The following is a 25,189-nucleotide window of genomic DNA, read 5'->3' on the forward strand; positions in this document are numbered from 1 at the left end:
AATGCAATCCAGACGGACCTTCATGTGCGGATGTCTCGGCGCGTTTACAGCCTGTTCGTTGTTCCCGGGCGTGACCAACGCGCGGATGATCGACCTGCTGCCGCCATCCGATCCGGTCGACGGCAAGACGTTCCGCGTGATCTGCCTGCACGACGTGCGCGACAACCTGCTGTCGACGTTCTCCACCTCGACGATGGTCGATCCGTACGCGGTCGATACCGGCACGCTGACGGCCATCTTCTCATGGCTGCAGACCAACAACTACCACACCATCACGGTCAAGCAGATCGAGGCGTCGCGGCACGGCGGCAAGCCGTTGCCGCCCCGCGCGGTGCTCATCACGTTCGACGACGGCTACCGCAGCCATTACACGAAAGTCCTGCCGCTGCTCGAGCGCTTCAAGTATCCGGCCGTGATGGGCATCGTCACCGCGTGGATCGACGCGCCGCCGGATGCGCCGATCCGGATCAGCGACAAGATCCAGATGCCGCGCGACTACTTCATGTCGTGGGACGAGGTGCAGAAGGTCGGCCAGTCGAATCTCGTCGAGCTCGCGTGCCACACGCACAACCTCCATCACGGCGCAGTCGCGAATCCGCAGGGCAACGAGTTGCCGGCCACCACGTCGCACCTGTACCTCACAAACGAGCAGCGCTATGAAACCGATGCGGAGTTCGAAGCCCGCGTGCATAACGACCTGCAGACATGCGTGCAGCAGATTCGCGAACGCACCGGCATCGTCGCACGCTCGATGGTCTGGCCATACGGCGCTGAAAACCAGCCCGTGCGCAAGATCTCGACATCGCTCGGCATGGACATCCAGTTCAGCCTCGACGCCGGCCCGAATACGCCCGACGTGCCGCTCGACCGGCTGAGGCGGATCCTGATGATGTACGACGTCGACATCGGCGGGTTCGAGCGGTCGATGCGCGAGCCGGCGACCAACCGCGGGGACGTCGACGTCCCCGAGCGCGTCGTGCAGGTCGATCTCGACCAGGTCTACGATCCGGATCCGGCGCGGCAGGAAGCGAATCTCGGCAAGCTCATCGAGCGCATCTACCGGATGCAGCCGAAATCGGTATACCTGCAGGCGTTCGCCGACCCGAAGGGCACGGGCGTCGCGGAATCGATGTATTTCCCGAACCGGCACCTGCCGATGCGAGCCGACCTGTTCTCGCGCGCCGCATGGCAGCTCAGCACGCGCTCGAACGTGCAGGTGTACGCGTGGATGCCGGTGCTCGCGTTCCGGCCGCCGGCGGACAAGCATCGCGGGCTCGAGGCGGTCAGTGCATACGGCGGCGCGCCCGCGCGCGAAAACGGCTCGCGCGTGTACCGCCTGAGCCCGTTCGATCCGCAGGCGCGGCTGATGATCGAGCAGATCTACGAGGATCTCGGCAAGTACGCGTCATTCAGCGGCATCCTGTTCAGCGACGACGCCGTGCTCGACGATTACGAGGATGCCGGCCGGCACGCGCTGAGCACGTATTCGCAATGGGGGCTGCCGGCCGACATCGGCAAGATCCGCGCGACGCCGGACCTGATGAGCCGCTGGACGCGGCAGAAGACGCGCTACCTGATCGACCTGACGCGCCAGCTCGAACAGATCGTGCTCGCGAACCAGAACGCGGGCGACGTGCTGACCGCGCGCAACATCTTCGCGCTGCCGGTGTTGAAACCGGAATCCGAAGCGTGGTACGCGCAGAACTACGACGACTTCCTCGCCACGTACGACTACGTCGCGCTGATGGCGATGCCGTACATGGAACAGGCGCAGGACCCCCAGCGCTGGATGGACCAGCTCGTCGACGTCGTGCGCGCGAAGCAGCGCGGCCTCGCGCGCACCGTGTTCGAACTGCAGTCGTACGACTGGCACGCGCGCAAGGACATTTCCGGCAATGCGCTGCTCGCGCAGATGCGGCGGCTGCGCAGCAAGGGCGCGGTGAACTTCGGCTACTACCCGGACAACTTCCTGAACAATCAGCCGGATCTCGACACGATGCGCGACGTGATGTCGCTGAAGTCGCGTCTCGATCCGACGTCGATCAACGCGCTGATGAAGATGCAGCAATCGCAGGGGACGAAGACACCATGACGACCCACAGCATCATCACGCGCCTGCAGGATTTCGTCTTCTACTACCCGTTCTTCATGTCGTATCTGTGGATGATCGGCGGCGTCGTGCACTACTTCCTGCTCGAGGAGGGCCGCGAGCTGTCGACGCGGACGATCGCGTCGAGCGGCATCCCGAAGATCTCGATCGTCGTGCCCTGCTTCAACGAAGCCGCGAACGCGCGCAGCGTGATCGTGCACCTGAACGCGATGCAGTATCCGAACTACGACATCATCGCGGTCAACGACGGCAGCAAGGATCGCACCGGCGAAATCCTCAACGAGCTGGCCGCGGAGATCCCGCGACTGCTCGTGATCCATCACGCGCGCAACGAAGGCAAGGCGGTTGGGCTCACGACCGCGGCGGCCGTATCGAACGCGGAATACCTGCTCTGCATCGATGGCGATTCGCTGCTCGCGCACGACGCGATCGGCTGGATGCTCGAGCACTTCCTGACCGACCCCGGTGTCGGCGCCGTGACCGGCAACCCGCGCATCCGCACGCGCACGTCGCTGCTCGGCCGCATGCAGGTCGGCGAATTCTCGTCGATCGTCGGGCTGATCAAGCGCACGCAGCAGGTGTACGGGCGCATCTTCACGGTGTCGGGCGTCATCACGATGTTCCGCAAGACCGCGCTCGCCGACGTCGGCTACTGGAGCTCGGACATGCTGACCGAGGACATCGACATCAGCTGGAAGCTGCAGTGCCGCGACTGGCGGGTCGTGTACGAACCGCACGCGCTGAGCTGGATCCTGATGCCCGAGACGGTGAAGGGGCTCTACCGGCAGCGGCTGCGCTGGGCGAAAGGCGGCATCCAGGTGCTGATGAAGTATGCGGGCACGCTCGCGCGGCCGACGCAGATGATGATGTGGCCGCTGTTCGCCGAGTACCTGATCGGCATCGCGTGGGCGTACTCGATGTCGTTCATCCTGCTGCTCGCGCTCATCGACGTCGTCCATCCGCTGCCGCAGGACTGGCACGTATCGGTCGTGCCGCACTGGCACGGGATGCTGCTGGTCGCAACCTGCATCCTGCAACTGATCATCGGCAGCATGATCGATCGTCAGTATGACGAAAAACTCCTGATGTATTTCCTGGACACCATCTGGTATCCCGTTGCTTTCTGGCTGATCAGCATGATCACCACCGTCATCGCCCTGCCTGCCGTCGTGCTGCGAGGCCGCGGCAAGCGGGCCGTATGGGTTAGCCCCGACCGAGGCATTCAACATGAAAAACGCGCCGATTATTGACCTTTCCCTGCGCGCACCGCGCGAAATGATCGCCGAACGCGGTCGCATCGTCGGGCCCGTGCTCGTCGTCTGGTTCCGCCTCATACGGCCCGCGCTGGTCGGTGCCGTGTGGGCATCGATCTGCATCTACACGTACCGCTACCTGCTGCCGTTCAACGAGGCCGAGATGCCGATCGAACAGATCGTGTTCTACGCGACCAGCATTGCGCTCATCGCGGGCACGCTCATCATGTGGTTGATCGCGGGGCGCGTCGTGCATCCGCTCGCGCACCGGCTGCGCGTGTCGAAGATGCTGCGGCGCTCGGCCAGCGTCAAGGTGCGCTCGGTGCCGGCGACCGTGCTGGCCGGCGCCCGCCGGCGCGGCGCGCGGCGCACGACGCGCATTCTCGTCGCGTCGCATGACGCGAACGGGTCGATTTCCGGCATCGAATGGGTAGCCCACGCGGGGCCGCAGCCCCGCGAGTAGGTCAGCGGAGACGCGCCGCCGCGCACGGAACGGCATCCGTGCGGCGCGGTGCCGCTCCTGACGCCGCGCTGCCATGCATCGCCGGCAGACCGGCAACTTCTCTTGGACGAGGTGAATCATGTGCGGAATCGTCGGAGCAAGCGGCTTGAACAATCAGGTGCCGCAACTGGTCAATGCGCTGAGGCGGCTCGAGTATCGCGGCTACGATTCGTGCGGCATCGCCGTGCAGGGCGACGGCCGCCTGCGCAGCGAACGCACGCTGCGGCGCGTGACGGACCTGCAGGCTCGCGTGCTGACGCTCGGTCTCGAAGCACGGACCTGCATCGCGCATACGCGCTGGGCGACGCACGGCGCGCCATCGGAAATGAACGCGCATCCGATCATGTCGGGCGACACGATCGCGGTCGTGCACAACGGGATCATCGAGAACCACGACGCGCTGCGCGCCGAGCTGCGGGAGCGCGGCTATGCGTTTCGCGGCGAGACCGACACCGAGGTGATCGCGCACCTGATCCACAGCGTCTATCGCGACGACCTGTTCGACGCGGTCGTGCGCGCCGTCAAGCGGCTGCACGGCGCGTACGCGATCGCGGTCCTGAGCGCGCGCGAGCCGCAGCGTCTCGTCGCCGCGCGCGCCGGCTCGCCGCTCGTGATCGGCATCGGCGCCGAACAGAACTACCTCGCGTCGGACTGCGCGGCGCTCGGCGACCTGACCGACCGTTTCATCTACCTGGAGGACGGCGACGTCGCGCTGATCACGCCGGATCGCATCGCCGTGGTCGACTCGGCCGGGCACGACGCACAGCGCCGGCTGTGTCAGGTGAAGGCGCACGACGACGACGCCGCGCTCGGCCCGTACCAGCACTTCATGCAGAAAGAGATCTTCGAGCAGCCGAAGGCGATCGACAGTACGCTCGACGGCATCGACACGATCTCGCCGGCGCTGTTCGATGCGAGCGAAAGCTCGCGCGGGCTGCTGTCAAAAGTGAGGAGCGTGCTGCTGCTCGGTTGCGGCACCAGCTACTACGCGGGCCTGACCGCGAAGTACTGGCTCGAAAGCATCGCGGGTGTGCCGGCGCAGGTCGAGATCGCCAGCGAATTCCGCTACCGCGACACCGTGGCCGATCCGCGCACGCTTGTCGTCGGCATCTCGCAGTCGGGCGAAACGGCCGACACGATCGGCGCGATCGAGCGTGCGCGCGAAATGGGCCAGGAGCTGTCGATGGCGATCTGCAACGTGGCGACCAGCACGATCGCGCGCAACGCGCCGCTGCGATTCCTGACGCGAGCCGGCACCGAGCTCGGCGTCGCGTCGACCAAGGCGTTCACGACCCAGCTCGTCGCGCTGTTCGTGCTGACGCTGACGCTCGCGCAGTTGCGCGGCCGGCTCGACGCGGCTCAGGTCGCGATGCACCTGAAGCAGTTGCGCGCGCTGTCCGGCCGGATCGGCCACGCGCTCGCGCTCGAAACGCAGATCATGGGCTGGGCCGCGAAGTTCGCGCGCACCGAGAACGCGCTGTTCCTCGGGCGCGGCATTCATTTCCCGATCGCGATGGAAGGCGCGCTGAAGCTCAAGGAGGTGTCGTACATCCACGCGGAAGGCTATGCGGCCGGCGAGCTGAAGCACGGCCCGCTCGCGCTCGTCACCAGCGCGATGCCGGTCGTCACGATCGCGCCGGACGACCGTCTGTTCCAGAAGCTGAAGTCCAACATGGCCGAGGTGCGCGCGCGCGGCGGGCGGCTCTACGTGCTCGCCGGCAATCAGCTCGAAATCGCCGCCGACCGCGACACGCACCTGATCCGCGTGCGCGAATCGGGCGACCTGCTGTCGCCGATCGTCAACGTGATCCCGCTGCAACTGCTCGCGTATCACGTCGGCTGCGCGCGCGGCGCCGACGTCGACAAGCCGCGCAACCTCGCCAAATCGGTCACCGTCGAATGACGCGACGAACGCGCCCGGCGCGGGCGGCCGCGCGGCGCATTGCGGCCGCGCTCGGCGGCGCGTGCTGCATCGTCGCGGCACCACCGTCGGCCTGCGCCGGCGCGCCGGCCGTGCATACGGTCACCGTGCAGGGTTCCCCGTCGGCGCAGGAGACCGGCGACCCGCGGCGCTTCATGCATGGCATCGGCGTGGCCGACGCGAGCGACGGCAAACGCTGGGTGTTCTTCAGCAGTTCGGGCATCGAGCCGCGCGGCGCGATGCGCAACGGCAACTGGCCGCACGACGTGTACGTCGGCGAATGGCTGCCCGGCAAGCCGCACCTGCTGCACGTCCATACGTTCATCAGCCGCCCGGAGGCGCAGGAACCCGTGTCGATCGCGCAGAACGCGCGCGGCGACATCTTCGTCACGTTCGAGGACGGCTGGAACGCGCCGCAAGAGGTCAGCCAGCGCTACGGCGTCTATCGCCGCGACCTGAAGCCGATCAAGCCCTACCCGAACGACGTCGAGCCGGGCGGCCACTCGGGGCATGTCGCCACGGTCGGCGAACGCTTCGTCGTGTTCTATTCCGCCGACTGGATCGACGGCGGCGGCGTCGACAACCTCGGCACCGGCAACGGCGTCTACCTGAAAACCTACGACGCGGCCGGGCGCGTGCTGAACCACGTCGCGGTCGCGCCGCACCGCCGCGAGTGGTGGCCCATGATCGCCGGCTCGCCGCACAACGCGCTGCTCGTCTGGCAGAAATTCATCGAAGGCAGCACGGACGCGACGCTCGAATACGCGATGTTCGATCCGGTCACGGCGAAGCTGGAAACGCTGGGGCCGCTGAACGAGGCCATCCAGTACTACGTGTATTCGTCGGCCTACGTGCCGGCGATCGACCGTTTCATCGTCGTCACGACGACGGCGGACGATCGCGGCGTCGCGATGCTGATCGCCCCCGACGGCCGCCGCACGGCGACGCTCGACTGTCTGCCGGCGTCGGTGCGCGAATCCGGCATCGGCATCTCCGGCACGCATGCGTATGTGCCGACCCGCGACGGGCGGCTGCTGACACTCGCGCTTTCGCCGGCGGACATGTCAGTGAGCGGCGTGCAGCGCTCGCCGATTCCGTGGGGCGCGACGGGCATCGCCGGTTTCCCGGCGCGCGGCGCAACGATGCATTTCGTGTCGCTGACACCGTCGGGCACGCGCGAAGCCGATTTCGAACCGGAGCGGGAAACGCCGTTGCCGAAGAACGAAGCGCGTTGTTCGAGTCATTGACGACAGTCCGGCATCGGTCATGTCGTAAACGCGGTCAGCCCGCATGTTCCCCGCCCCGCTCGCCTTCCCCTTCCTGTCCGGTCGTGGCCGCCGCCCCTTGCGCGCGCCGAAGTCGCCAGCGCCGTGCGTACCGGATAGACTGTCGCCCGATTCCATCCATCGGCCGCGGCTTCCGCCTCCTGCCGCCGCCGGCACGCCCTTTCCCGGAGAACGAATGCTGAAGCGCCAGTGGTTTTCGATGTTGCTGCTGACGGTTTGCCTGATCGGACAACGCGCGTCGGCCCAGTCCGCGCTCGAACTCGAGACCGACGGCACGGCACGCGCCCTCACCCGGCAGACGCTGCTCGCGCGCCCCGATGCAACGGACATCCGCGTGCCGCGCGACATCGCGTACGGCCGGCCGATGACGTTCCGCGCCGTGCCGTTCGCCGCGCTGCTCGGCGACACGCCGCTGCCGGCCGACGGCGTGCTCGAAACGCGCGCCGCCGACGGCTTCGCCGCGCAACTGCCGCTGGATCTCGTGCGCCGCCGCGCGCCGGCCGGCGCCGTCGCGTGGCTCGCGATCGAAGATCCGGCTCGCCCATGGCCGACGCTGCCCGGCAAGCAGGTCAGCGCCGGGCCGTTCTATCTCGTCTGGCTCGGGCCGGATGCGTCGTCGGTACGCGGCGAGCAGTGGCCCTACCAGATCGTGCGCGTCACGATCGAGTCGTCGCCGGCCGCGCGCTGGCCGTCGCTCGCCGTCGATGCCGCGGTGCCCGAAAACGATCCGGCCCGCGCAGGCCAGCACCTGTTCGTCACGCAATGCCTCGCGTGCCACCGCGTCGACGGCGCGGGCAGCAGCCATGCCGGCCCCGACCTGAACGCACCGATGAACCCGGTCGACTACTTCCAGCCCGCCGCGCTGCGCCGCTACATCCGCAACCCGGCATCGGTGCGCGACTGGCCGGGCCGGAGCATGCCGGCGTTTCCGCCCGATCAGCTGAGCGACCGGGAGCTCGACCAGATCGTCGCGTATCTCGCGTATATGGCGCGGCGCAAGGCCGGCAGGTAACGCACGGCGGTCGCGGGCCGGCGAACCCCATCCTGCCGGACCGCCCCCATCGCGCTCAGGCTTCCTGCGCGCTCTGCAGCACAGCGCGCAGCAGCACGTCGGCGCCCGCCGCCGCCCATTCGGGCGTAATCGCTTCGGCCTCGTTATGGCTCAGTCCGTCGACGCAGGGCACGAAGATCATCCCCGTCGGCGCGACACGCGCGACATAACACGCGTCATGGCCCGCGCCGGACACGATATCCATGTGCGACAGCCCGAGCGCCCGGGCCGCGTCACGCACCGTGTCGATGCAGCGCGGCGCGAACGGTATCGGCGGATACGTGAAAATCTGCTCGATCCGCGCGCCGAGGCCGGTCTCGTCGGCCACGCGCGCGAGTTCCGTCCGCAGCGCCGCGTCCAGTTCGTCGAGCACCGCGTCGTCGGGGTGACGGAACTCGACCGTGAAGAAACAGCCGCCCGGTACCGTGTTGCGCGAGTTCGGCCGCGCATCGATCATCCCGACCGTCGCGCGCGCGTACGGTGCGTAACGACGGCCGAGCACGTCGATGAACGAGATCATCCGCGCGGCGCCGACCAGCGCATCGCGACGGAATTCCATCGGCGTCGTGCCCGCGTGCGCGTCGACACCGGTGAGCGTCACCTCGTACCAGCGCTGCCCCTGCCCGGCCGTCACGACGCCGATCGTCTTGCCGGCCCGTTCGAGAATCGCACCCTGTTCGATATGCAGCTCGTACGCCGCGTGCACCGGATAACCGCCGACGGGCTCGGCGCCCGCATAGCCGATCCGTTCGAGTTCGTCGCCGATCGTCTTGCCCGCGCTGTCGGTGCGCGACAGCCCGTATTCGAGCGTATAGACGTCCGAGAACACGCCGGCCGAGACCATCGCCGGCGCGAAGCGCGAACCTTCCTCGTTGGTCCAGATCACGACGTCGACCGGACGCTCCGTCTCGATGCCCGCGTCGTTCAGCGCGCGCACGACCTCGAGCCCGCCGAGCACGCCGTAGATGCCGTCGTAGCGGCCGCCCGTCGGCTGCGAATCGGCGTGCGAGCCCGTCATCACCGGCGCGGCGTCGGGATTGCGGCCCGCGCGGCGCGCGAACACGTTGCCCATCCGGTCCACGCGCACCGTGCAGCCGGCATCGCGCGCCCACTGCACGAACAGGTCGCGAGACTCGCGATCGAGATCGGTCAGCGCAAGACGGCAGACGCCGCCCTTCGGCGTCGCGCCGATCTGCGCCATCCGTTCGAGCGATGCCCACAGGCGGTCGCCGTCGACGCGCGGCGCGCGCACGTTGTCGTCACGCATCGCCGTTCTCCGGCGCAGGCTGCAGTGCGTAGCGGAAATCGCAGCGCTTGCCGCCCTGCATGATCGTGCTCGTGCGCGTGAGCGCAACGCGCGGCGCATAACCCTGGATGAAATAGCTGTCGCGCGCGCAACTCAACAGGTGCCCGATCTCGCCGAGCCCCATCGCGTGATACATCTCCGCGTAGCTGCAACGATGCACGTCGTAGTCGTAGTGCGCGTCGTCGGCGCGCCGCACCTCGACGTCGAGCGCATCGTCCTTCTCCCACAGCACCTGCAGCGCGATGAACGACTTCACGCTCGTGCCGCCCGGCTCCTGCGCGGCGAACGTGCGGCCCGCGTCGACGGCCGCGCCGCGCACGGCTTCCGCGATCACGGCCTGCGCGCGCTCGGCGCCGAACTCGCGCTTCATGATCTCGTAGATCGGCTTGATGATTTCCGCTTCGATGCGGCGCCGCGCGAGGATGCCGAGGCGCGTGTCCTCGGGTGCGGCGGCGGATGTCCGGGTAGGTTCAGTCATGGGGGTCGTCTTTATCGTTTATTTGGTCGCGGTGCGCGAGCCGCCGAGCACGTCGACGACGGCCCACTTGCCGCCGCGCACCTGATAGATCGTGAAGGCCGGGTCCTTCAGGTTGCCTTCGCCGTCGAACGCGATCCGCCCCGTCACGCCGGGCCGGTCGATCGCACGGACAGCCGCGACCAGCTTCGCCGGCTGCGTCGTGCCGGCCTTCTGCGCGGCCGCGATCAGCGTGGCGGCCGCGTCGTACGCGAACGGCGCGTGCAGTTCGATCGGCGCGCGAAAGCGTGCCTGGTATTGCGTGTCGAACGCCTTGCCGCCCGGCATCCGGCCGAGCGGCAGGCCCGGTTCGAGCGCCGTCACGCCGTCGCCGTCCTTGCCCGCGAGCGACAGGAAGGTCTGGCTCACGAAGCCGCCCGCGCCGAGCAGTGGCGCGTTCACGCCGAGCTGGCGCATCCGGCGCGCGATCGGTGCAGCCTGCGCATCGAGGCCGCCGAAGAACACGAGATCCGCGCGCTTGCCCTTGATCGCGGTCAGCACGCCGCTGAAGTCGGTCGTCTTGTCGTTCACGTACTGGCGATCGACGATCGCGCCGCCGTTCGCCTGCACGCCCTTGATGAACTGGTCGGCCAGCCCCGCGCCGAACGACGTGCGATCGTCGATCACCGCGATGCGCTTCGCCTTCAGCGTCTTCACCGCATACGCGCCCGTGAAGTTGCCGCCCGCATCGTCGTGACCCATGATGCGGAAGGCCGTCGCATAGCCCTGCTGCGTGTATTGATGGCCGGTGGACGCCGGCGCGATCTGCGGGATGCCCGCATCGCGGTAGACGCGCGACGCCGGCACGCTGCAGCCCGTGTTCCAGTGACCGACGACGCCGATCACGTGCTGGTCGACGAGCTGCTGCGCAACCGCGACGGCCGTGCGCGGATCGGACTGGTCGTCGGCCGCGACGAGCTTGTAGACGACCGGCTTGCCGCCGATGGCCGGATGCTTCGCATTCGCGTCGTCGATCGCGAGTTGCGCGCCGTTCTGCAGGTCCTTGCCGATCCGCGCGGACGGGCCGGTGAGCGGCGCGGCGAGACCGATCAGGATCGTCTGCGGCGCGGACTGCGCGAACGCGGGAACGGATGCGACCAGGGCGGCCGCAGAGAATACGAGGCTGGCGGGAAGGAAAGCGATTTTCATGTGCGGGGATCGGGGAGTCGGATCAAAACATGAAAAATATTAAATATTCAGCACCAAAACCCCAAATACCCAATTGTTGGATGCTTATGCCGTTCCCGACACATTAAACCAAGCACTTGTAAACACAAGATATTTTCCGGTTGTCGCTTACCCTGACTTTTCGATAAAATTCGACACATGAAAAATATCGAACAATTGCCGCACGATCCACCGCTGCGCGCGGTGCGTGCGTTCGAAGCATTTGCGCGTCTCGGGTCGGTCACCGCGGCGGCGGGCGAACTCGACATCACGCCGTCGGCGGTCAGTCATCAGCTGCAACTGCTCGAAGCGTTCATTCAAACACCGTTGACGGTGCGCGAGGGCCGGCTGCTCGCACTCACCGACGAAGGACGCGACTACTACCGCTCGATCAGCGCCGCGTTCTCGGTGCTGCGCAGTGCGACGCGCTTCGTGCGCGACCGTTCGTCGCTGCGGCAGATCACCGTCAGCCTGATTCCGCTGCTCGGCATCGGCTGGTTCATTCCGCGGCTGCACGCGTTCCTGGCCGACAACACGGACGTCGACGTAACCGTGCTGTACGCGCATCACCGCAACTACCGAAGCGATGCGTCGGACCTGTCGATCCGTTTCGGCACCGGCGACTGGCCCGGCTACCGCTGCGAGCGGCTGCTGCCGGGCGCGATGGTGCCGATGTGCAGCCCGTCGTTCCTGAAGCGCCACGGGCCGTTCCGCACGCCGGCCGATCTCGCGCGCGCGCCGCTCGTGCACGACGAGGATCGCAGCACGTGGGTCAACTGGCTGCAGGGCGCCGGCGTGCGGCATGTGTCGCACGCGGTGGGACCGATGTTCGAGGACGGCCAGCTCACGCTGAGCGCCGCGCGCGCGGATCTCGGGGCCGCGCTGCTGCGCGCGCCGCTGGTCGAGCGCGAGCTGGCGAACGGCGAACTCGTGAAGCTGTTCGATCATGTGCTCGACGACGGGCGCGATTACTACCTGTGTACGCGCGAGGACGCGGACATGCCGGACGGGGCACGGCGGCTCGCGGCGTGGTTGAGGAAGATGGCGGGGATTTGAGCGGGCCAGGCCGCCGCTGCGCCGTCGGTCGACTGATCAGGGAAGCGACATTCACATCCGGACATGCCGCGACCTTGCCCTTCTTCTGCCGGATAGCCAGGATGGGCGTGTCACATAACGGAGGTAGCAATGACCAGAGTTCCTGTCGATCTGTCGGATGACCTGCACGCGGCGCTGACCATCATCGCGGCGATCAATAGCAGTTCCCCGGCCGAGATCATCCGTGACGCAATCGATGCGTATATCACGCAGCACGCGGTGACACTCGCTGACGATGTGTTCGGTCTATGGAAGGGCCGCGCGGTCGCCGGTCTGGAGAGCTTGCGCTCGGAGTGGTGAAGCCCACGCAATCAAGGGCCGGAAGCAGATAGGAATTTCCGATGCCTCGGATTGAAACAAGCAATTTCACAACTTCAGGGTGAACCCGGATACTGGCAACACTCCACTCACCACTGAAGCAAAGGAAATCACCAGATGCCGATCATCAACACCCAAATCAAGCCGTTCAAGGCAACCGCATACCACAACGGCGATTTCGTGACCGTTTCCGACGAGAACTTCAAGGGCAAGTGGTCCGTCGTCGTGTTCTACCCGGCCGACTTCACGTTCGTCTGCCCGACCGAACTGGGCGACCTCGCCGACCGTTACGCGGAATTCCAGAAGCTGGGTGTCGAAATCTACGGCGTGTCGACCGACACGCACTTCACGCACAAGGCATGGCACGACACGTCGGACACGATCGGCAAGATCAAGTACCCGATGATCGGCGATCCGACGCTCACGCTGTCGCGCAACTTCGACGTGCTGATCGAGGAAGAAGGGATGGCGCTGCGCGGCACGTTCGTGATCAACCCGGAAGGCGAGATCAAGCTGTGCGAAATCCACGACAACGGCATCGGCCGCGACGCTGGCGAACTGCTGCGCAAGGTGCAGGCTGCGCAATACATCGCGGCGCACCCGGGTGAAGTGTGCCCGGCCAAGTGGACCCCGGGCGCGGAAACGCTGACCCCGTCGCTCGACCTGATCGGCAAGATCTGACGATCGCTCCGCGCGCCTCGCACGAGGCGCGCGACGGCGGGCCGCCGCATCGCGAGGCCCGCGCCCTCCTCCGGCACGACGTGCCCGACCAGAACAATCAATACGGAATCCGAAACGCCATGCTCGACGCCAATCTCAAGAACCAACTGAAAGCGTACCTCGAAAAAATCACGCGCCCGATCGAACTCGTCGCCTCGCTCGACGACAGCGCGAAATCGCAGGAACTGCTGGCGCTGCTGAACGAGATTGCGTCGCTGACGGATCGCGTGACCGTAACCGAACGCCGCGACGACGCCGAGCGCAAGCCGTCGTTCTCGATCGGCGAGCCCGGCAAGCCGGCCGGCATCCGCTTCGCCGGCATCCCGATGGGTCATGAATTCACGTCGCTCGTGCTCGCGCTGCTGCAGACGGGCGGCCACCCGATCAAGCTCGACGACGACGTGATCGAACAGATCCGCGCGCTCGATGGCGACTACGCGTTCGAAACGTATTTCTCGCTGTCGTGCCAGAACTGCCCGGAAGTCGTGCAGGCGCTGAACGTGATGTCGCTGATCAATCCGCGCATCCGTCACGTCGCGATCGACGGCGCGCTGTTCCAGCATGAAGTCGAGTCGCGCCAGATCATGGCCGTGCCGACGATGTTCCTGAATGGCGCATCGTTCGGCCAGGGCCGCAGCAGCGTGAAGGAAATCCTCGCGAAGCTCGATACGGGCGCCGGCGAGCGCGCCGCGAAGTCGCTCGAAACCAAGCCGGTGTTCGACACGCTGATCGTCGGCGGCGGCCCGGCAGGCGCGGCCGCGGCAATCTACTCGGCGCGCAAGGGTATCGCGACGGGCGTCGTCGCCGAGCGTTTCGGCGGCCAGGTGCTCGATACGATGGCGATCGAAAACTTCGTGTCGGTGCAGGAAACCGAAGGGCCGAAGTTCGCGACCGCGCTCGAGCAGCACGTGAAGCAGTACGACGTCGACATCATGGACGTGCAGCGCGCCGACGCGCTGATTCCGGGCGACGTGCACCAGATCCGCCTCGCGAACGGCGCGGTGCTGAAGGCGAAGACGATCATTCTCGCGACCGGCGCGCGCTGGCGCGAAATCAACGTGCCGGGCGAGCGCGAATACCGCAATCGCGGTGTCGCATACTGCCCGCACTGCGACGGCCCGCTGTTCAAGGGCAAGCGCGTCGCGGTGGTCGGCGGCGGCAACTCGGGCGTCGAGGCCGCGATCGACCTCGCCGGCCTCGTGAAGACCGTCACGCTGATCGAATTCGGCGCGCAACTGCGCGCGGACGAAGTGCTGCAGCGCAAGCTGCGCAGCCTGCCGAACGTGACGATCGTCACGCAGGCGCAGACGACCGAGCTGACCGGCGACGGCAGCAAGCTGAACGGGCTCGTCTACAAGGATCTGGGTTCGGGCGAAACGAAACGCATCGATCTCGAAGGCGTGTTCGTGCAGATCGGCCTCGTGCCGAACACCGAATGGCTGAAAGGCACGGTCGAACTGTCGAAGCACGGCGAGATCGTCGTCGATGCGCGCGGCGCGACGTCGGTGCCGGGCGTGTTCGCGGCCGGCGACGTGACGACGGTGCCGTTCAAGCAGATCGTGATCGCGGTCGGCGAAGGTGCGAAGGCATCGCTCGGCGCGTTCGACCACCTGATCCGGCAGGACGTGGCGCCGGCAGCAGCCGCTCGGCCGCAGGCCGAAGAAGCGGTCGCCGCGTAACGCACGTCGGCGGCACGTCGGCGGCACGTCGGTACAACGGTTTGTCTCTCTTGGCCCCGCATGCCTTGGTCGGCGTGCGGGGTCCTTTTTGTTCCGAAGCCGATCGCGGTTACTTGGTCGCGGTCGGGCTGCCGTTCGCCGGTGCTGGCGTCGTCGACTTGAAATTGCTCGATTGCCTGACCAGTTGCTCGGTCATCGCGGCGGCCACCGGATTCGCGCCCGACGACGAACCGCCTTGCCGATATGAACCGGTGCCCGCCGACATCGACGACGTCGACGACATCGACGGAGGCGGCAACGACGGGTCGAGCTTCGCCGATTCCCTGACGAGCGCGGCCGTCTCCGGCGTTTCGGATTTTGTTGTTGCGGCAGGTGCTGCGGCCACGTGGCGTTCGAGGCCGTCGCGCTTGCGCGGCGCACGTTGCGTGACCTGCGCCGGCGCGGCCGGCGGTGCCGGTTGTGCGGCCGGCGGGGTCGAATCCTGCGCATCGACCGTCACGACGTTGACCTTCGGCGGCGGTGCGCTCGGCTTCGCCACCGGCTGCGCTTTCTCGCTGACTACCGGAACGGCTGGAACGGCGGGGACAGATGCAGGTGCGGCGCTGACGCGCGCGGGTGCTGCCGGCGCGGGCGCCGGTGCGGGTGGAGGCGGCGCGACAGCCGCCGGTTGCGGTGCCTTGTCGGCACGGGCTGCCAGCGCGGCGGCCGGTGCCGGCGGCGCAATGGTGCCCTGCACCGCGTGCTCGTTGCTCGCGGGCGCCGCGGCAACAGGCGCGGCCGAATCGCCGATGCCGGCGTCTTCGATCGCACGGTGGTCCGCGCGCAGAAGCATCACGTATGCGGTGCCGGCCGCGGCTACCAGGAGCCCTCCGGCGATCATCAATGTCTTGCGGGTACTCGTCATGCTTGCTCACCGATCATATCGTCGTGAACAAGCCATCATACGCGGCCATCGGCCGTTGATCCCGCATGAATACATTTGGTTGCATTGATGCCGGCACCACATCGGCAAAGCGTTCGTCAGACGTATCGCCGCCCCTGTTCCGGCACGGTCAACGCGCGGCCGTTACTCCGGAAACGGCAAATCGGTTTGCCCGTTCGCGCGCATGCCGAACGTGTTGAGCGTCATCGCGACGAGCGCGTAGTAGCCGAGCAGCGCAACGAGATTCACGACGGTTTCGTGGCCGAAGCGGGTTTCCGCACGCGCGAACGTCGCGTCGCTCACGCGCCGCGTGTCGTACAGCTCGCTCGCGAACGCATGGATCAGCGCATCGTCGTCCGACTCGAATGCGGGCGCGACGCCGCGCCGGATCGCGTCGGCTGTCGCGGCCGGCACGCCCGCGTCGAGCGCGATCGGATGGTGGATGTGCCACTCGGCCTGCGAGCGCCAGCGCGCGGCCGTCACGAGAATCGCGAGTTCCGACAGCCGCAGCGGCAGGCCGGTGCGATAGCGGCAGAACGCGCCGAGCCGCTGCGCGTGCTGGGCCAGCTCGGGGCTCGCGATCCAGCCGAGAAACGGCCCGTTCAGGTTGCCGCGCGGGCCGCCGAGAATCTCGGCCAGCACGGCCTTCTGTGCGTCGCTGGCCGAGGCGGGATCAAATGGTGGCAGTCTGTCTGTCATGGTGATGATCCGGTGAGGTTCAGTGCATCGATGCCGTCACGCACCGGCCGACGCGAGCGCCGCGTCGATCGCGCCGGACAGGCGCTCGACGATCGTATCGATCTGCTGCGCAGTGCAGATGAACGGCGGCGCGATCAGGATGTGATCGCCGTGAACGCCGTCGATCGTCCCGCCCATCGGATACACCATCAACCCGCGCTGCATCGCTTCGCGCTTGACCGCCGCATGCAGCTTCAGCGCGGGATCGAAGGTCGCCTTGGTGTCGCGATCGCACACGAGTTCGACGCCGACGAACAGCCCGCGGCCGCGCACGTCGCCGACATGCGGATGCGCGCCGTAGTGCTCGCGCAACGACGCGCGCAGTTGCTCGCCGCGCGCCTTCACGTTGTCGAGCAGCTTCTCGTCGGCGATCACGCGCTGCACCTCGAGCGCGGCCGCGCATGCGGTCGCATGGCCGAGGTACGTGTGGCCGTGCTGGAAGAAGCCCGACCCGTCGACGATCGTCCGGTAGATGCGGTCGCTGACGAGCGTCGCGCCGATCGGCTGGTAGCCCGCGCCGAGCCCTTTCGCGATCGTCATCAGGTCGGGCGCGACGCCGTCTTCATCGCACGCGTACAGGTAGCCCGTGCGCCCCATCCCCGACATGATCTCGTCGAGAATCAGCAGCACGCCGTACTTGTCGCACACCGCGCGGATCTTCTTCAGGTACGTGCGCACCGGCGGCACCGCACCGGCCGTTGCGCCCACCACCGTTTCCGCGACGAACGCCGCGACGTCTTCCGCGCCGAGTTCGACGATCTTGCGTTCGAGCTCGTCCGCCAGACGCTGCGCATACGCTTCGTCGGTTTCTCCCGCCTGCTGGTCTCGGTACGCATAGCACGGGCTCACGTGATGCGCTTCGATCAGCAGCGGCAGGAACGGCTCGCGCCGCCACGCGTTGCCGCCGATCGCGAGCGCGCCGAGCGTGTTGCCGTGATAGCTCTGGCGCCGCGCGATGAAATGGCGGCGCTGCGGCTCGCCCTTCTCGACGAAATACTGGCGCGCGAGCTTCAACGCGGCCTCGATTGCCTCGGAGCCGCCCGACACGAAATACACGTGTTCGAGGCCGGCCGGCGCGGCATCGACGAGCCGGTCGGCCAGTTCCTCGGCCACGTCGGTCGTGAAGAACGACGTATGCGCGTACGCCAGTTGCTGCGCCTGCCGCTTGATCGCGTCGATCACGCGCTGGTTGCTGTGGCCGAGACACGAGACGGCCGCGCCGCCGCATGCGTCGATATAGCGTTTGCCGGTCGAGTCGATGATCTCGATGCCGTCGCCTGCGACGGCGACGGGCAAGGTAGCGCGCGGAGCGCGATGAAAAACGGTCGTCATGCGTTGCCTCATGGATCAGGACGCGCCGTGCGCGCGTCCGGACGGCACGATGCGCGTCGCGAAACGCTGCGTGCCGTGTTGGTGAACGGTAACGTCGATCGCCGCCGCGCCGATCGCGAACACCGCCGTTGCCAGCGTGTTCTCGTCGTCGGGATCGGCCGGATCGTCGCGGTAGATCGGCAGCCCTTGCGGCGCACGATCGCCGAGCACGCGCAGCAGCGCGGCTTCGTCGATCGCGTCGATGCCGGGCGTCAGCGCGTCGACGCGGCGCTGGCGGTCGGCCGACGATTGCGTGACGATCTGCGCTTCCGCGTCGCAGCCGGGATGCACGAGATGGTTCGCGTGACCCGCGAGCCTCGCCACGTCGACGACCGAGCAGCGCGCCGCGCTCGCCTCGATGCTCAGCAGCCGTGCATCGCCGGTCGCGCCGAGCGTGTGATGAAAGCCGCTCGCGCGCGCATGGCCGCGCAGCACGTCGGCCGCCGCGTCGAGCGACGTCGCATCGAGCACGGCGCGCGCGAGGATCATCCGCGGCACGCCCGGCGCGGGCGTCCGGATCCGCAGGTTGTTGATCGCCTGCGCGATGCCCACGCGGTTCGCGGCAAAGGTATGGCCCGGCAGCGAACCGGGGTAGTAGAAACTGATGAAGCCCGGCTTGCCCTTAGGCTGCACGTCGACGAGCAGGCAGCGCTCGCGCAGGAACGGATCGCCGTCCTCGTTGTGCGCGATCCAGCGCGTGCCGTCCGCGTCGCGCGCGGCCAGCGTCGTGCAGCCGTCCGGCGCATTGTGGATCAGCTCGCCGCGGCAGTTCCACAGAAAGATGTCGTCGGCCGGCCAGCCGATGCCCGCCGCGATCCCGTCCAGTTCCGCGACGAGATCGGGGTACGCGGCCAGCGCGGCCTGCCGCAGCGCATCGACGAATGGATCGCCGCGCCAGCGGCGCACGGCCTGCCACGCACTGCTCTGCTGCATGTACGCGTCGAACACGGGACGGGCGAGCTCGCCGAGGCGCACGCCGATGTCGAACGGCTCACCGGCGATGACGGGAGAAAGGAAAAGCGGCATGTCGAATGTTTCGGTTTCGTTCAGGACACGTGTTTCAGGAATTCCTTCAGGCGCGGCGTCGGCGGCCGGTCGATCAGGTCGACCGGATGGCCGTCCTCGGCGATCCCGCCCTGATCCATGAACAGCAGGCGCGTGCCGACCCGCTTCGCGAAGCCGATCTCGTGCGTGACGACGATCATCGTCATCCCTTCGGTCGCGAGATCCTGCATCACTTTCAGCACTTCGTGGCGCAATTCCGGATCGAGCGCGGAGGTAGGCTCGTCGAACAGCATCAGCCGCGGGCGGATCGCGAGCGCGCGCGCGATCGCGACGCGCTGCTGCTGGCCGCCCGATAGCTCGGACGGGTAATGATTCGCGCGCGATTCGAGGCCGACCTTGTCGAGCAGCGCCATCGCCTGGTCGCGCGCGTCGGCGCGCGATGCGCCGCGCACCTGGGTCGGCCCGAACATCACGTTCTCGAGCGCGGTCATTTGCGGAAACAGGTTGAACTGCTGGAACACCATGCCGGCCTCGAGCCGGATGTTGCGGATCGTCGTCGCGTTGCCGCGCACGCTCTGGCCGTCGACGAGCAATTCGCCGCCCGTGATTTTCTCGAGCGCGTTGATACAGCGCAGCATCGTCGATTTGCCCGAGCCCGACGGGCCGACCACGACGACCACCTCGCCCGCGTCGATCTTCAGGTCGATGTTCTTCAGCACCGGTACATGGCCGAAGCTCTTCGACACGTTCTGGAATTCGATCATGCTCATAAGATCCGCATCCTCTTTTCGACGAGCCGCAGCGTCAGCGTCATCGCGCCGGTCAGTATCAGGTAGATGACGGCCACCGCACTCCAGATCTCGACCGCCTGGAAATTGCCCGCGATGATTTCCTGCCCCTTGCGCGTCAGTTCGCCGACGCCGATCACGATGAACAGCGACGTGTCCTTCAGGCTCACGATGCACTGGTTGCCGAGCGGCGGAATCAGCCGCCGGAACGCCAGCGGCCCGACCACCTTCAGCAGCACGCGCGGCATCGACAACCCCATCGCGAGCCCCGCTTCGGTCAACCCCTTCGGGATCGACAGCAGCGCACCGCGCACCACTTCCGCGAGATACGCGCCGGAATTCACCGTAATCGCGATGATCGCGGCCGTCAGGCCGTCGATGCGGATGTGCGCGAGCAACGGCAGCGCGAAATACAGGAACATCACCTGCACGACGATCGGCGTGCCGCGAATCAATTCAATATAGACCTGGACGAGCACGTTCATCGCCTTCGGTCCGTATGCGCGGAACATGCCCGCGATCATCCCGACGATGAAGCCGCCCACCAGCCCGAAAAGTGCGATGAACACCGTCAACCGGACCCCGTCCATCAGGTCCGGCAGCGCCGCCCAGATCGCCGACCAATCGAAATTCACTTGTCGCTCCCCGTTCGATTCAAGACTCGCGCGGCCCCGAGGCCGCGCGCTGATGCGCCGTCACGCTCACATCTTCGGCGGCTCGGCGCCGAACCACTTCTTGTAGATCTGCGCGTAGCGTCCGTCGGCCTTGATCTTCACGAGCGACGCGTTGACCTTCGGCACGAGCGCGCTGCCCTTCGGGAAGCCGATGCCGTACTTGTCGCCGCTGACCGGCTGGCCCGCGACCTTCACCTTGCCCTTGCCTTCGTTGTTCACGAAGAACAGCACGTTCGGCGTGTCGTGCATCGCCGCGTCGACGCGCCCGGCCTCGAGCGCGAGATACGCCTGGTCGATGTTCGGGAACTGGCGGATCTCCTTCGGCTTCAGGTGCGCCTTGATCCAGTCGATCGTCGCGGTGCCCGTCTTCGCGGCGATCACCTTGCCGTTCAGGTCGTCGATCGACTTGATCGTCGTGTTGCCGGTCTGCACCATCGCCGCGAGGCCGCTGTCGTAGTACGGCGCGGAGAAGTCGATCGCCTTCTTCCGCTCCTCCTTGATCGTCATCCCCGACAGCGCGACGTCGATGTTCTGCGTTTGTAGCGCCGGAATCAGGCCCGCGAAATCCATCGGCTGGATCGTGTATTTCCAGCCCTGGTCCTTCGCGATTTCCGCCCACAGATCGAGATCGAAGCCGACGTACTTGTCGCCCTGCTTGAACTCGAACGGCATGAACGACGTATCGGTCCCGACGACGAGCGTCCTGGTATCCGCGTGCGCGAGGCTTGCGCCGAGCGCGGCGACCACCGCGACGGCTTTCAGGAAGGAACGGCGACTCATGGTTTCTCTCCGCATGATTGAGCGATGTGGCCGGCCAGCCGGCCGGCGGGAACGACGACATCAAGCCGCACCGCAACATGCGATGTCGAATTAGACCTTAGTGCAACAAGTGTTGTCAATGGCGATACTACGACAACAAAAAAGTCCGCAACGGATAAATGCATCGAGACAAACCCGAGCCGCGCGGGCCGGATAGATCGGAGGAAAGGGAGGAGATTGCCGGGGCGAAACGCCCCGCCGGATCGCGGGAGGATGGCGGAGCGTGAGGAGAGGATGGCGGCGCCGGGTGCGGACGGTCGGCAAATCAACGCGGCGCGGTGCCGGGCTGACCGTGTGCGCGAAGCCGGCAACCGCCGGCGCGGCTCAACGAACGGTGCGGAATGCGCGCGGCAACGCCGGACGGCGACGCGACACCAGCTGCTCGATCCGTTGATCGCGTTCCTGCGCCGCGAAGCGGATGCGCCGCCGTGCGTCACCAAGATCGTTGCACCCGCATCCAACGACAGTCACGCGCGGGGCGCGGGCGGCGCCTAGGGTCTGTTCACCGGCCCGTCACGGCGCGGCGAAGAACAGCGCGACGACGCACGCCATCCCGCCGAACCACACGAGCGAACGCAGCGACGCCCAGTTCAGCAGGTACATCAGCGTATAGGCGACGCGGATTGCGACGAAGCCCATCGCGAGCTGGTCGACGTGGTGCGCGTTCGCGCCGTTGTGCCACGCGACGACCAGCGCGGCCGTGAACAGCGCAAGCGCTTCCCATGCGTTCTGGTGCGCGGCCTGCGCCCGCGCGCGCCAGCCTTCGAGCTTCGCCAGGTACGCGCGCGGCGCACGGTTGTCGTAGCCCTTGCGGGCCTTGGCCAGGAACGTCAGCGGGAACGGCAACAGCGCCACGATGAACAGGCACAGCTGGGACGTCGTCATCAAAGTCTCCTCCTTTTATGATTACATTGATCAATGACAAGATCGCCGAGAGCTTAGCATTGCGCCGCGCTGTTCGCGCACCGATTTTCTAGACGGGGGGCTCGGCCGCACGGGCCGCCGACGGCCCGACCAGCCCGGTTCGCCACCAAAATTTCCACCAAATCGTCCGCAAATACGTTAATTAAAACTGGTCGAACACCAATAAGATAGTGCCCAACACTGGCTCGGCGCGTTACCGCGCCAGCCTGCCGATCGTGCCGCACACCGTCCGACATCCGACCCGAGCCATCGCCATGCCCCGTCCCATCGTCGCCCATATCCGCCCCGACGCCGTCCGCCACAACCTCGACTTCATCCGCCATACCGCCGCGCAATCGCGCGTGTGGGCCGTGATCAAGGCCAACGCATACGGCCACGGCATCGAACGGATCTACCCGGGCCTCGCGGCCGCCGACGGCATCGCGCTGCTCGATCTCGACGAAGCCGTGCGCGTGCGCGAACTCGGCTGGGACAAGCCCGTGCTGCTGCTCGAAGGGATCTTCGAGCCGGCCGACGTCGAGCTGGCCGATCGCCACCGGCTGACGGTGGCCGTGCACTGCGACGAGCAGCTCGACCTGCTGATCGCGGCGAAGCCGCAGCAGCCGATCGACATCCAGCTCAAGATGAATTCCGGGATGAACCGGCTCGGCTACCGGCCCGGCGCCTTTCGCGCCGCGTGGGAACGCGCGGCGAACACGCCGTCGATCGGCAAGATCACGCTGATGATGCATTTCGCGAACGCCGACGAAGGCGAGGTCGACTGGCAGCTCGAGCAGTTCGACGCGACCACGGCGGGGATTCCGGGCGAGCGCTCGGTGTCGAATTCGGCGGCCGTGCTGTGGCATCCGCGCGCGCACCGCGACTGGGTGCGACCCGGCACGATCCTGTATGGCGCGTCGCCGACGGGCGCGTCACGGCATATCGCCGACACGCCGCTGATGGCCGCGATGACGCTGACGAGCAAGATCATCGGCGTACAGACGCTGTCGCCGGAAGAAACCGTCGGCTACGGCCGCCGCTTCACGGCCGACCAGCCGATGCGGATCGGCGTCGTCGCGTGCGGCTACGCGGACGGCTATCCGCGCCACGCGCCGACCGGCACGCCGATCGCGGTGGACGGCGTGATGACGCGCGTCGTCGGCCGCGTGTCGATGGACATGCTGACCGTCGACCTGACGCCGTGCCCGAATGCGGGCATCGGGTCGGGCATCGAACTGTGGGGCGACCAGGTGAAGGTGGACGACGTCGCGGAAGCCAGCGGCACGATCGGCTACGAGCTGATGTGCGCGCTCGCGCGCCGCGTGCCGGTCGTGATCGTGCCGCCCGGCGTGTCGACGGTACAGCCGGCGCTGCGGACCGGGAGCTACGGGCGCTAACCCCGGTCAATGCGGCGGCGCGCTGCCGCGTCGCCGCGCATGCCGCGTCACTTGCGGGCCGCCTCGGGCGGCCCGTTTGCGTTCCGGCGAACCAGAAACCCGGGCCGGCGAAAACGCGTTACGGCCCTTCCGACGCGTTCCCTGCCCGCGTCCGGCAACGCGTTACGAACGCCACGTCGGTTTCCGTTTCTCGAGGAACGCGTCGATCCCTTCGCCCGCATCTTCTTCCATCATGTTGCGCGCCATCACGTCGCCCGCATACGCATAGGCTTCGTCGAGCGGCAACTCGCGCTGGCGGTAGAACATCTGCTTGCCGTACCGCACCGCGGCCGCGCTCTTCGCAACGATCTCCGCGACCTTGCGCGCGACGGCCGCATCGAGCGCGTCTTCAGGCACGGCCTCGTTGACGAGCCCCCACGTAGCGGCCGTCGCCGCATCGACGAAGCGCCCGGTCACGAGCATGTCGAACGCGCGCTTCGCCGTGACGTTACGGCTCAATGCGACGGCCGGCGTCGAACAGAACAGCCCGACATCGATGCCCGATACCGCGAAGCGCGCAGTATCGGCCGCGATGGCGAGGTCGCATGCGGCGACGAGCTGGCAGCCGGCCGCCGTCGCGATGCCCTGCACGCGTGCGATCACCGGCACCGGCAACGCGCGCATCGCAAGCATCACGCGGCTGCATTGCGCGAACAGCGTGCGGTAGTAGTCGAGCGCCGGCTTGCCGCGCATCTGCCGCAGATCGTGGCCTGCGCAGAACGCCTTGCCTTGCGCGGCCAGCACGACGCAGCGCACGTGCGGATCGGCCGCCAGCGTGTCGAACGCATCGTGCAGGCTCGCGAGCATCGCTTCGGATAACGCGTTGAACTGCTGCGGCCGGTTCAGCCGCAGCGTGACGACGCCGTCGCGTACCTCGCGCAACAGGATCGGCTCGTCGGTCTCGTGATTGGGTTCCATGATGTTCCGCTCGACGGAGAATTCGGCAGGATTCGGTGCGGCACGAACGGGCGGCGATGGTGCACGCGCGTTCGCGGCATGTCGGTGAAATGGTCCTCCACATTCCGTGCGGCGTCCAGTCGCGGCGCAATGCCGGCGGTCAGGCGCGCGTGCGCCCGCTGCGCCACGCTCGCACGCCCGGCCACAAGTGCCCGATGCCGGCGAGGAAAAAGACGGCGCCCATGCCGCCGAGGGTCAGCATCCCGCCCCAGATCGCGCCGAACGTATTCATCCGCGCGGTCATCGCGGGCGCCTCCGGCGCGTAGCGCACCTCGACCGTCGCGCCGTCCGGCACGCTGACGTCGCCGCCCTGCGGGTATTCGACATGCTCGCCCGCGAGCGTCGTGAACGCGATCTCGGGATGATGCGGGCCCGCATTCAGCTTGACGACACGGCCCGGCACGACGATCGACGTCCGCAGGAACGCGCGCGTCGACTGCGCCCACATGAAGACACCGATCAGCATGCACGTGCCCACCACGGTGAACACGATGCCCTTCAGGATCAGCATCTCCATGTGCCGCGCGGCGGCACGGGCGGATTCGGACGTCATCTCGCCGGCCCTACGGGCGTACCCGCATCGCGCCTGCGCCGCGCGCGCACTGTTCGATCGATTTTCATAGGAATGTCCCGTTCCTGATTGTCGTGGATGCC

24 protein-coding genes and 1 pseudogene are annotated in these 25,189 nt (G+C 67.1%); 12 read left to right on the forward strand and 13 right to left on the reverse strand.

Annotation, left to right across the window (positions count from 1 at the left end; genetic code table 11):
- The first annotated feature begins 1 nt into the window (after position 1).
- The 6 genes from pgaB (at position 2) to CUJ89_RS25855 (ending at position 8,084) form a co-directional block, all read left to right on the forward strand.
- Complete coding sequence (gene pgaB / locus CUJ89_RS25830; RefSeq protein ID WP_114180201.1) at positions 2 to 2,092, forward strand: poly-beta-1,6-N-acetyl-D-glucosamine N-deacetylase PgaB; 2,091 nt, start codon at positions 2 to 4, stop codon at positions 2,090 to 2,092.
- Positions 2,089 to 3,360: a poly-beta-1,6-N-acetyl-D-glucosamine synthase gene (gene pgaC / locus CUJ89_RS25835; RefSeq protein ID WP_114180202.1), complete on the forward strand. Its 1,272-nt coding sequence runs from the start codon at positions 2,089 to 2,091 to the stop codon at positions 3,358 to 3,360. The genes pgaB and pgaC overlap by 4 nt, the downstream gene beginning before the upstream one ends.
- A complete protein-coding gene (locus CUJ89_RS25840; RefSeq protein WP_114180203.1) occupies positions 3,338 to 3,826 on the forward strand; it encodes a Biofilm PGA synthesis auxiliary protein PgaD in 489 nt (162 codons plus the stop codon). The genes pgaC and CUJ89_RS25840 overlap by 23 nt, the downstream gene beginning before the upstream one ends.
- A gap of 118 nt (positions 3,827 to 3,944) precedes the next feature.
- Positions 3,945 to 5,768, forward strand: a complete 1,824-nt coding sequence (gene glmS / locus CUJ89_RS25845; protein ID WP_114180204.1) for a glutamine--fructose-6-phosphate transaminase (isomerizing) — start codon at positions 3,945 to 3,947, stop codon at positions 5,766 to 5,768.
- Positions 5,765 to 7,033 (forward strand): hypothetical protein, encoded by a 1,269-nt coding sequence (locus tag CUJ89_RS25850; RefSeq protein WP_114180205.1) that lies wholly within the window; start codon positions 5,765 to 5,767, stop codon positions 7,031 to 7,033. Before glmS ends, CUJ89_RS25850 begins: the two co-directional genes overlap by 4 nt.
- Before the next feature lie 214 nt (positions 7,034 to 7,247).
- A complete protein-coding gene (locus tag CUJ89_RS25855; RefSeq protein WP_114180206.1) occupies positions 7,248 to 8,084 on the forward strand; it encodes a c-type cytochrome in 837 nt (278 codons plus the stop codon).
- A gap of 55 nt (positions 8,085 to 8,139) precedes the next feature.
- Here CUJ89_RS25855 and CUJ89_RS25860 read toward each other — a convergent pair whose 3' ends face one another.
- The 3 genes from CUJ89_RS25860 to CUJ89_RS25870 are packed head-to-tail and all read right to left on the reverse strand — an operon-like array spanning position 8,140 to position 11,092.
- On the reverse strand, positions 8,140 to 9,390 hold the full coding sequence (locus tag CUJ89_RS25860) for a Zn-dependent hydrolase (protein WP_114180207.1): 1,251 nt from the start codon (positions 9,388 to 9,390) through the stop codon (positions 8,140 to 8,142).
- Positions 9,383 to 9,907: an L-2-amino-thiazoline-4-carboxylic acid hydrolase gene (locus CUJ89_RS25865; RefSeq protein WP_114180208.1), complete on the reverse strand. Its 525-nt coding sequence runs from the start codon at positions 9,905 to 9,907 to the stop codon at positions 9,383 to 9,385. Before CUJ89_RS25865 ends, CUJ89_RS25860 begins: the two co-directional genes overlap by 8 nt.
- An 18-nt stretch (positions 9,908 to 9,925) precedes the next feature.
- Positions 9,926 to 11,092: a branched-chain amino acid ABC transporter substrate-binding protein gene (locus CUJ89_RS25870; RefSeq protein ID WP_114180209.1), complete on the reverse strand. Its 1,167-nt coding sequence runs from the start codon at positions 11,090 to 11,092 to the stop codon at positions 9,926 to 9,928.
- A 177-nt stretch (positions 11,093 to 11,269) separates the two neighbouring features.
- Between CUJ89_RS25870 and CUJ89_RS25875 the strand changes: the two genes are divergently transcribed.
- The 4 genes from CUJ89_RS25875 (at position 11,270) to ahpF (ending at position 14,922) form a co-directional block, all read left to right on the forward strand.
- Positions 11,270 to 12,166 carry a LysR substrate-binding domain-containing protein gene (locus CUJ89_RS25875; protein ID WP_027782765.1) on the forward strand — a complete coding sequence of 299 codons (897 nt, stop codon included), beginning with the start codon at positions 11,270 to 11,272 and terminating at the stop codon, positions 12,164 to 12,166.
- Positions 12,167 to 12,295: 129 nt separating this feature from the next.
- On the forward strand, positions 12,296 to 12,505 hold the full coding sequence (locus CUJ89_RS25880; RefSeq protein WP_114180210.1) for a CopG family transcriptional regulator: 210 nt from the start codon (positions 12,296 to 12,298) through the stop codon (positions 12,503 to 12,505).
- Between the two features lie 135 nt (positions 12,506 to 12,640).
- Positions 12,641 to 13,204 (forward strand): alkyl hydroperoxide reductase subunit C, encoded by a 564-nt coding sequence (gene ahpC / locus CUJ89_RS25885; protein WP_027782763.1) that lies wholly within the window; start codon positions 12,641 to 12,643, stop codon positions 13,202 to 13,204.
- 119 nt (positions 13,205 to 13,323) lie between these two features.
- Positions 13,324 to 14,922: an alkyl hydroperoxide reductase subunit F gene (gene ahpF / locus CUJ89_RS25890; protein WP_114180211.1), complete on the forward strand. Its 1,599-nt coding sequence runs from the start codon at positions 13,324 to 13,326 to the stop codon at positions 14,920 to 14,922.
- A gap of 109 nt (positions 14,923 to 15,031) precedes the next feature.
- On the opposite strand, the gene CUJ89_RS25895 is transcribed toward ahpF, so the two are convergent.
- The 7 genes from CUJ89_RS25895 to glnH form a co-directional block, all read right to left on the reverse strand.
- Entirely contained in the window at positions 15,032 to 15,826 is a 795-nt protein-coding gene (locus CUJ89_RS25895) for an extensin (protein WP_114180212.1), read from the reverse strand.
- A gap of 162 nt (positions 15,827 to 15,988) precedes the next feature.
- Positions 15,989 to 16,543 (reverse strand): carboxymuconolactone decarboxylase family protein, encoded by a 555-nt coding sequence (locus CUJ89_RS25900; RefSeq protein ID WP_114180213.1) that lies wholly within the window; start codon positions 16,541 to 16,543, stop codon positions 15,989 to 15,991.
- A 36-nt stretch (positions 16,544 to 16,579) separates the two neighbouring features.
- Positions 16,580 to 17,914 (reverse strand): aspartate aminotransferase family protein, encoded by a 1,335-nt coding sequence (locus CUJ89_RS25905; RefSeq protein WP_114180214.1) that lies wholly within the window; start codon positions 17,912 to 17,914, stop codon positions 16,580 to 16,582.
- 15 nt (positions 17,915 to 17,929) lie between these two features.
- Positions 17,930 to 18,979, reverse strand: coding sequence for a C45 family autoproteolytic acyltransferase/hydolase (locus CUJ89_RS25910; RefSeq protein ID WP_114180215.1), 1,050 nt, complete (start codon positions 18,977 to 18,979; stop codon positions 17,930 to 17,932).
- A 20-nt stretch (positions 18,980 to 18,999) separates the two neighbouring features.
- On the reverse strand, positions 19,000 to 19,728 hold the full coding sequence (gene glnQ, locus CUJ89_RS25915; protein ID WP_006750170.1) for a glutamine ABC transporter ATP-binding protein GlnQ: 729 nt from the start codon (positions 19,726 to 19,728) through the stop codon (positions 19,000 to 19,002).
- The gene (glnP, locus tag CUJ89_RS25920; protein ID WP_114180216.1) at positions 19,725 to 20,381 is read right to left on the reverse strand and encodes a glutamine ABC transporter permease GlnP; all 657 of its coding nucleotides are present in this window, start codon (positions 20,379 to 20,381) and stop codon (positions 19,725 to 19,727) included. The genes glnQ and glnP overlap by 4 nt, the downstream gene beginning before the upstream one ends.
- Positions 20,382 to 20,447: 66 nt before the next feature.
- Positions 20,448 to 21,200 carry a glutamine ABC transporter substrate-binding protein GlnH gene (glnH, locus tag CUJ89_RS25925; RefSeq protein ID WP_114180217.1) on the reverse strand — a complete coding sequence of 251 codons (753 nt, stop codon included), beginning with the start codon at positions 21,198 to 21,200 and terminating at the stop codon, positions 20,448 to 20,450.
- 390 nt (positions 21,201 to 21,590) lie between these two features.
- Here glnH and CUJ89_RS38970 point away from each other — a divergent pair.
- Positions 21,591 to 21,734 (forward strand): annotated as a pseudogene (locus tag CUJ89_RS38970) (LysR family transcriptional regulator); the annotation flags it as partial.
- A gap of 18 nt (positions 21,735 to 21,752) precedes the next feature.
- On the opposite strand, the gene CUJ89_RS25935 reads toward CUJ89_RS38970, so the two are convergent.
- The gene (locus CUJ89_RS25935; protein ID WP_114180218.1) at positions 21,753 to 22,124 is read right to left on the reverse strand and encodes an MAPEG family protein; all 372 of its coding nucleotides are present in this window, start codon (positions 22,122 to 22,124) and stop codon (positions 21,753 to 21,755) included.
- 293 nt (positions 22,125 to 22,417) lie between these two features.
- Between CUJ89_RS25935 and alr the strand changes: the two genes are divergently transcribed.
- Positions 22,418 to 23,539 carry an alanine racemase gene (gene alr, locus CUJ89_RS25945; RefSeq protein ID WP_114180220.1) on the forward strand — a complete coding sequence of 374 codons (1,122 nt, stop codon included), beginning with the start codon at positions 22,418 to 22,420 and terminating at the stop codon, positions 23,537 to 23,539.
- 162 nt (positions 23,540 to 23,701) lie between these two features.
- Here the strand turns inward: alr and CUJ89_RS25950 are convergent, their stop codons facing one another.
- Together CUJ89_RS25950 and CUJ89_RS25955 are read right to left on the reverse strand one after the other, a co-directional pair.
- On the reverse strand, positions 23,702 to 24,496 hold the full coding sequence (locus tag CUJ89_RS25950; RefSeq protein WP_114180221.1) for an enoyl-CoA hydratase: 795 nt from the start codon (positions 24,494 to 24,496) through the stop codon (positions 23,702 to 23,704).
- 139 nt (positions 24,497 to 24,635) lie between these two features.
- Positions 24,636 to 25,088: a DUF3592 domain-containing protein gene (locus CUJ89_RS25955; RefSeq protein ID WP_114180222.1), complete on the reverse strand. Its 453-nt coding sequence runs from the start codon at positions 25,086 to 25,088 to the stop codon at positions 24,636 to 24,638.
- Between the last annotated feature and the right edge of the window lie 101 nt (positions 25,089 to 25,189).

This window comes from Burkholderia pyrrocinia (assembly GCF_003330765.1).
Lineage (GTDB): Bacteria > Pseudomonadota > Gammaproteobacteria > Burkholderiales > Burkholderiaceae > Burkholderia > Burkholderia pyrrocinia_B.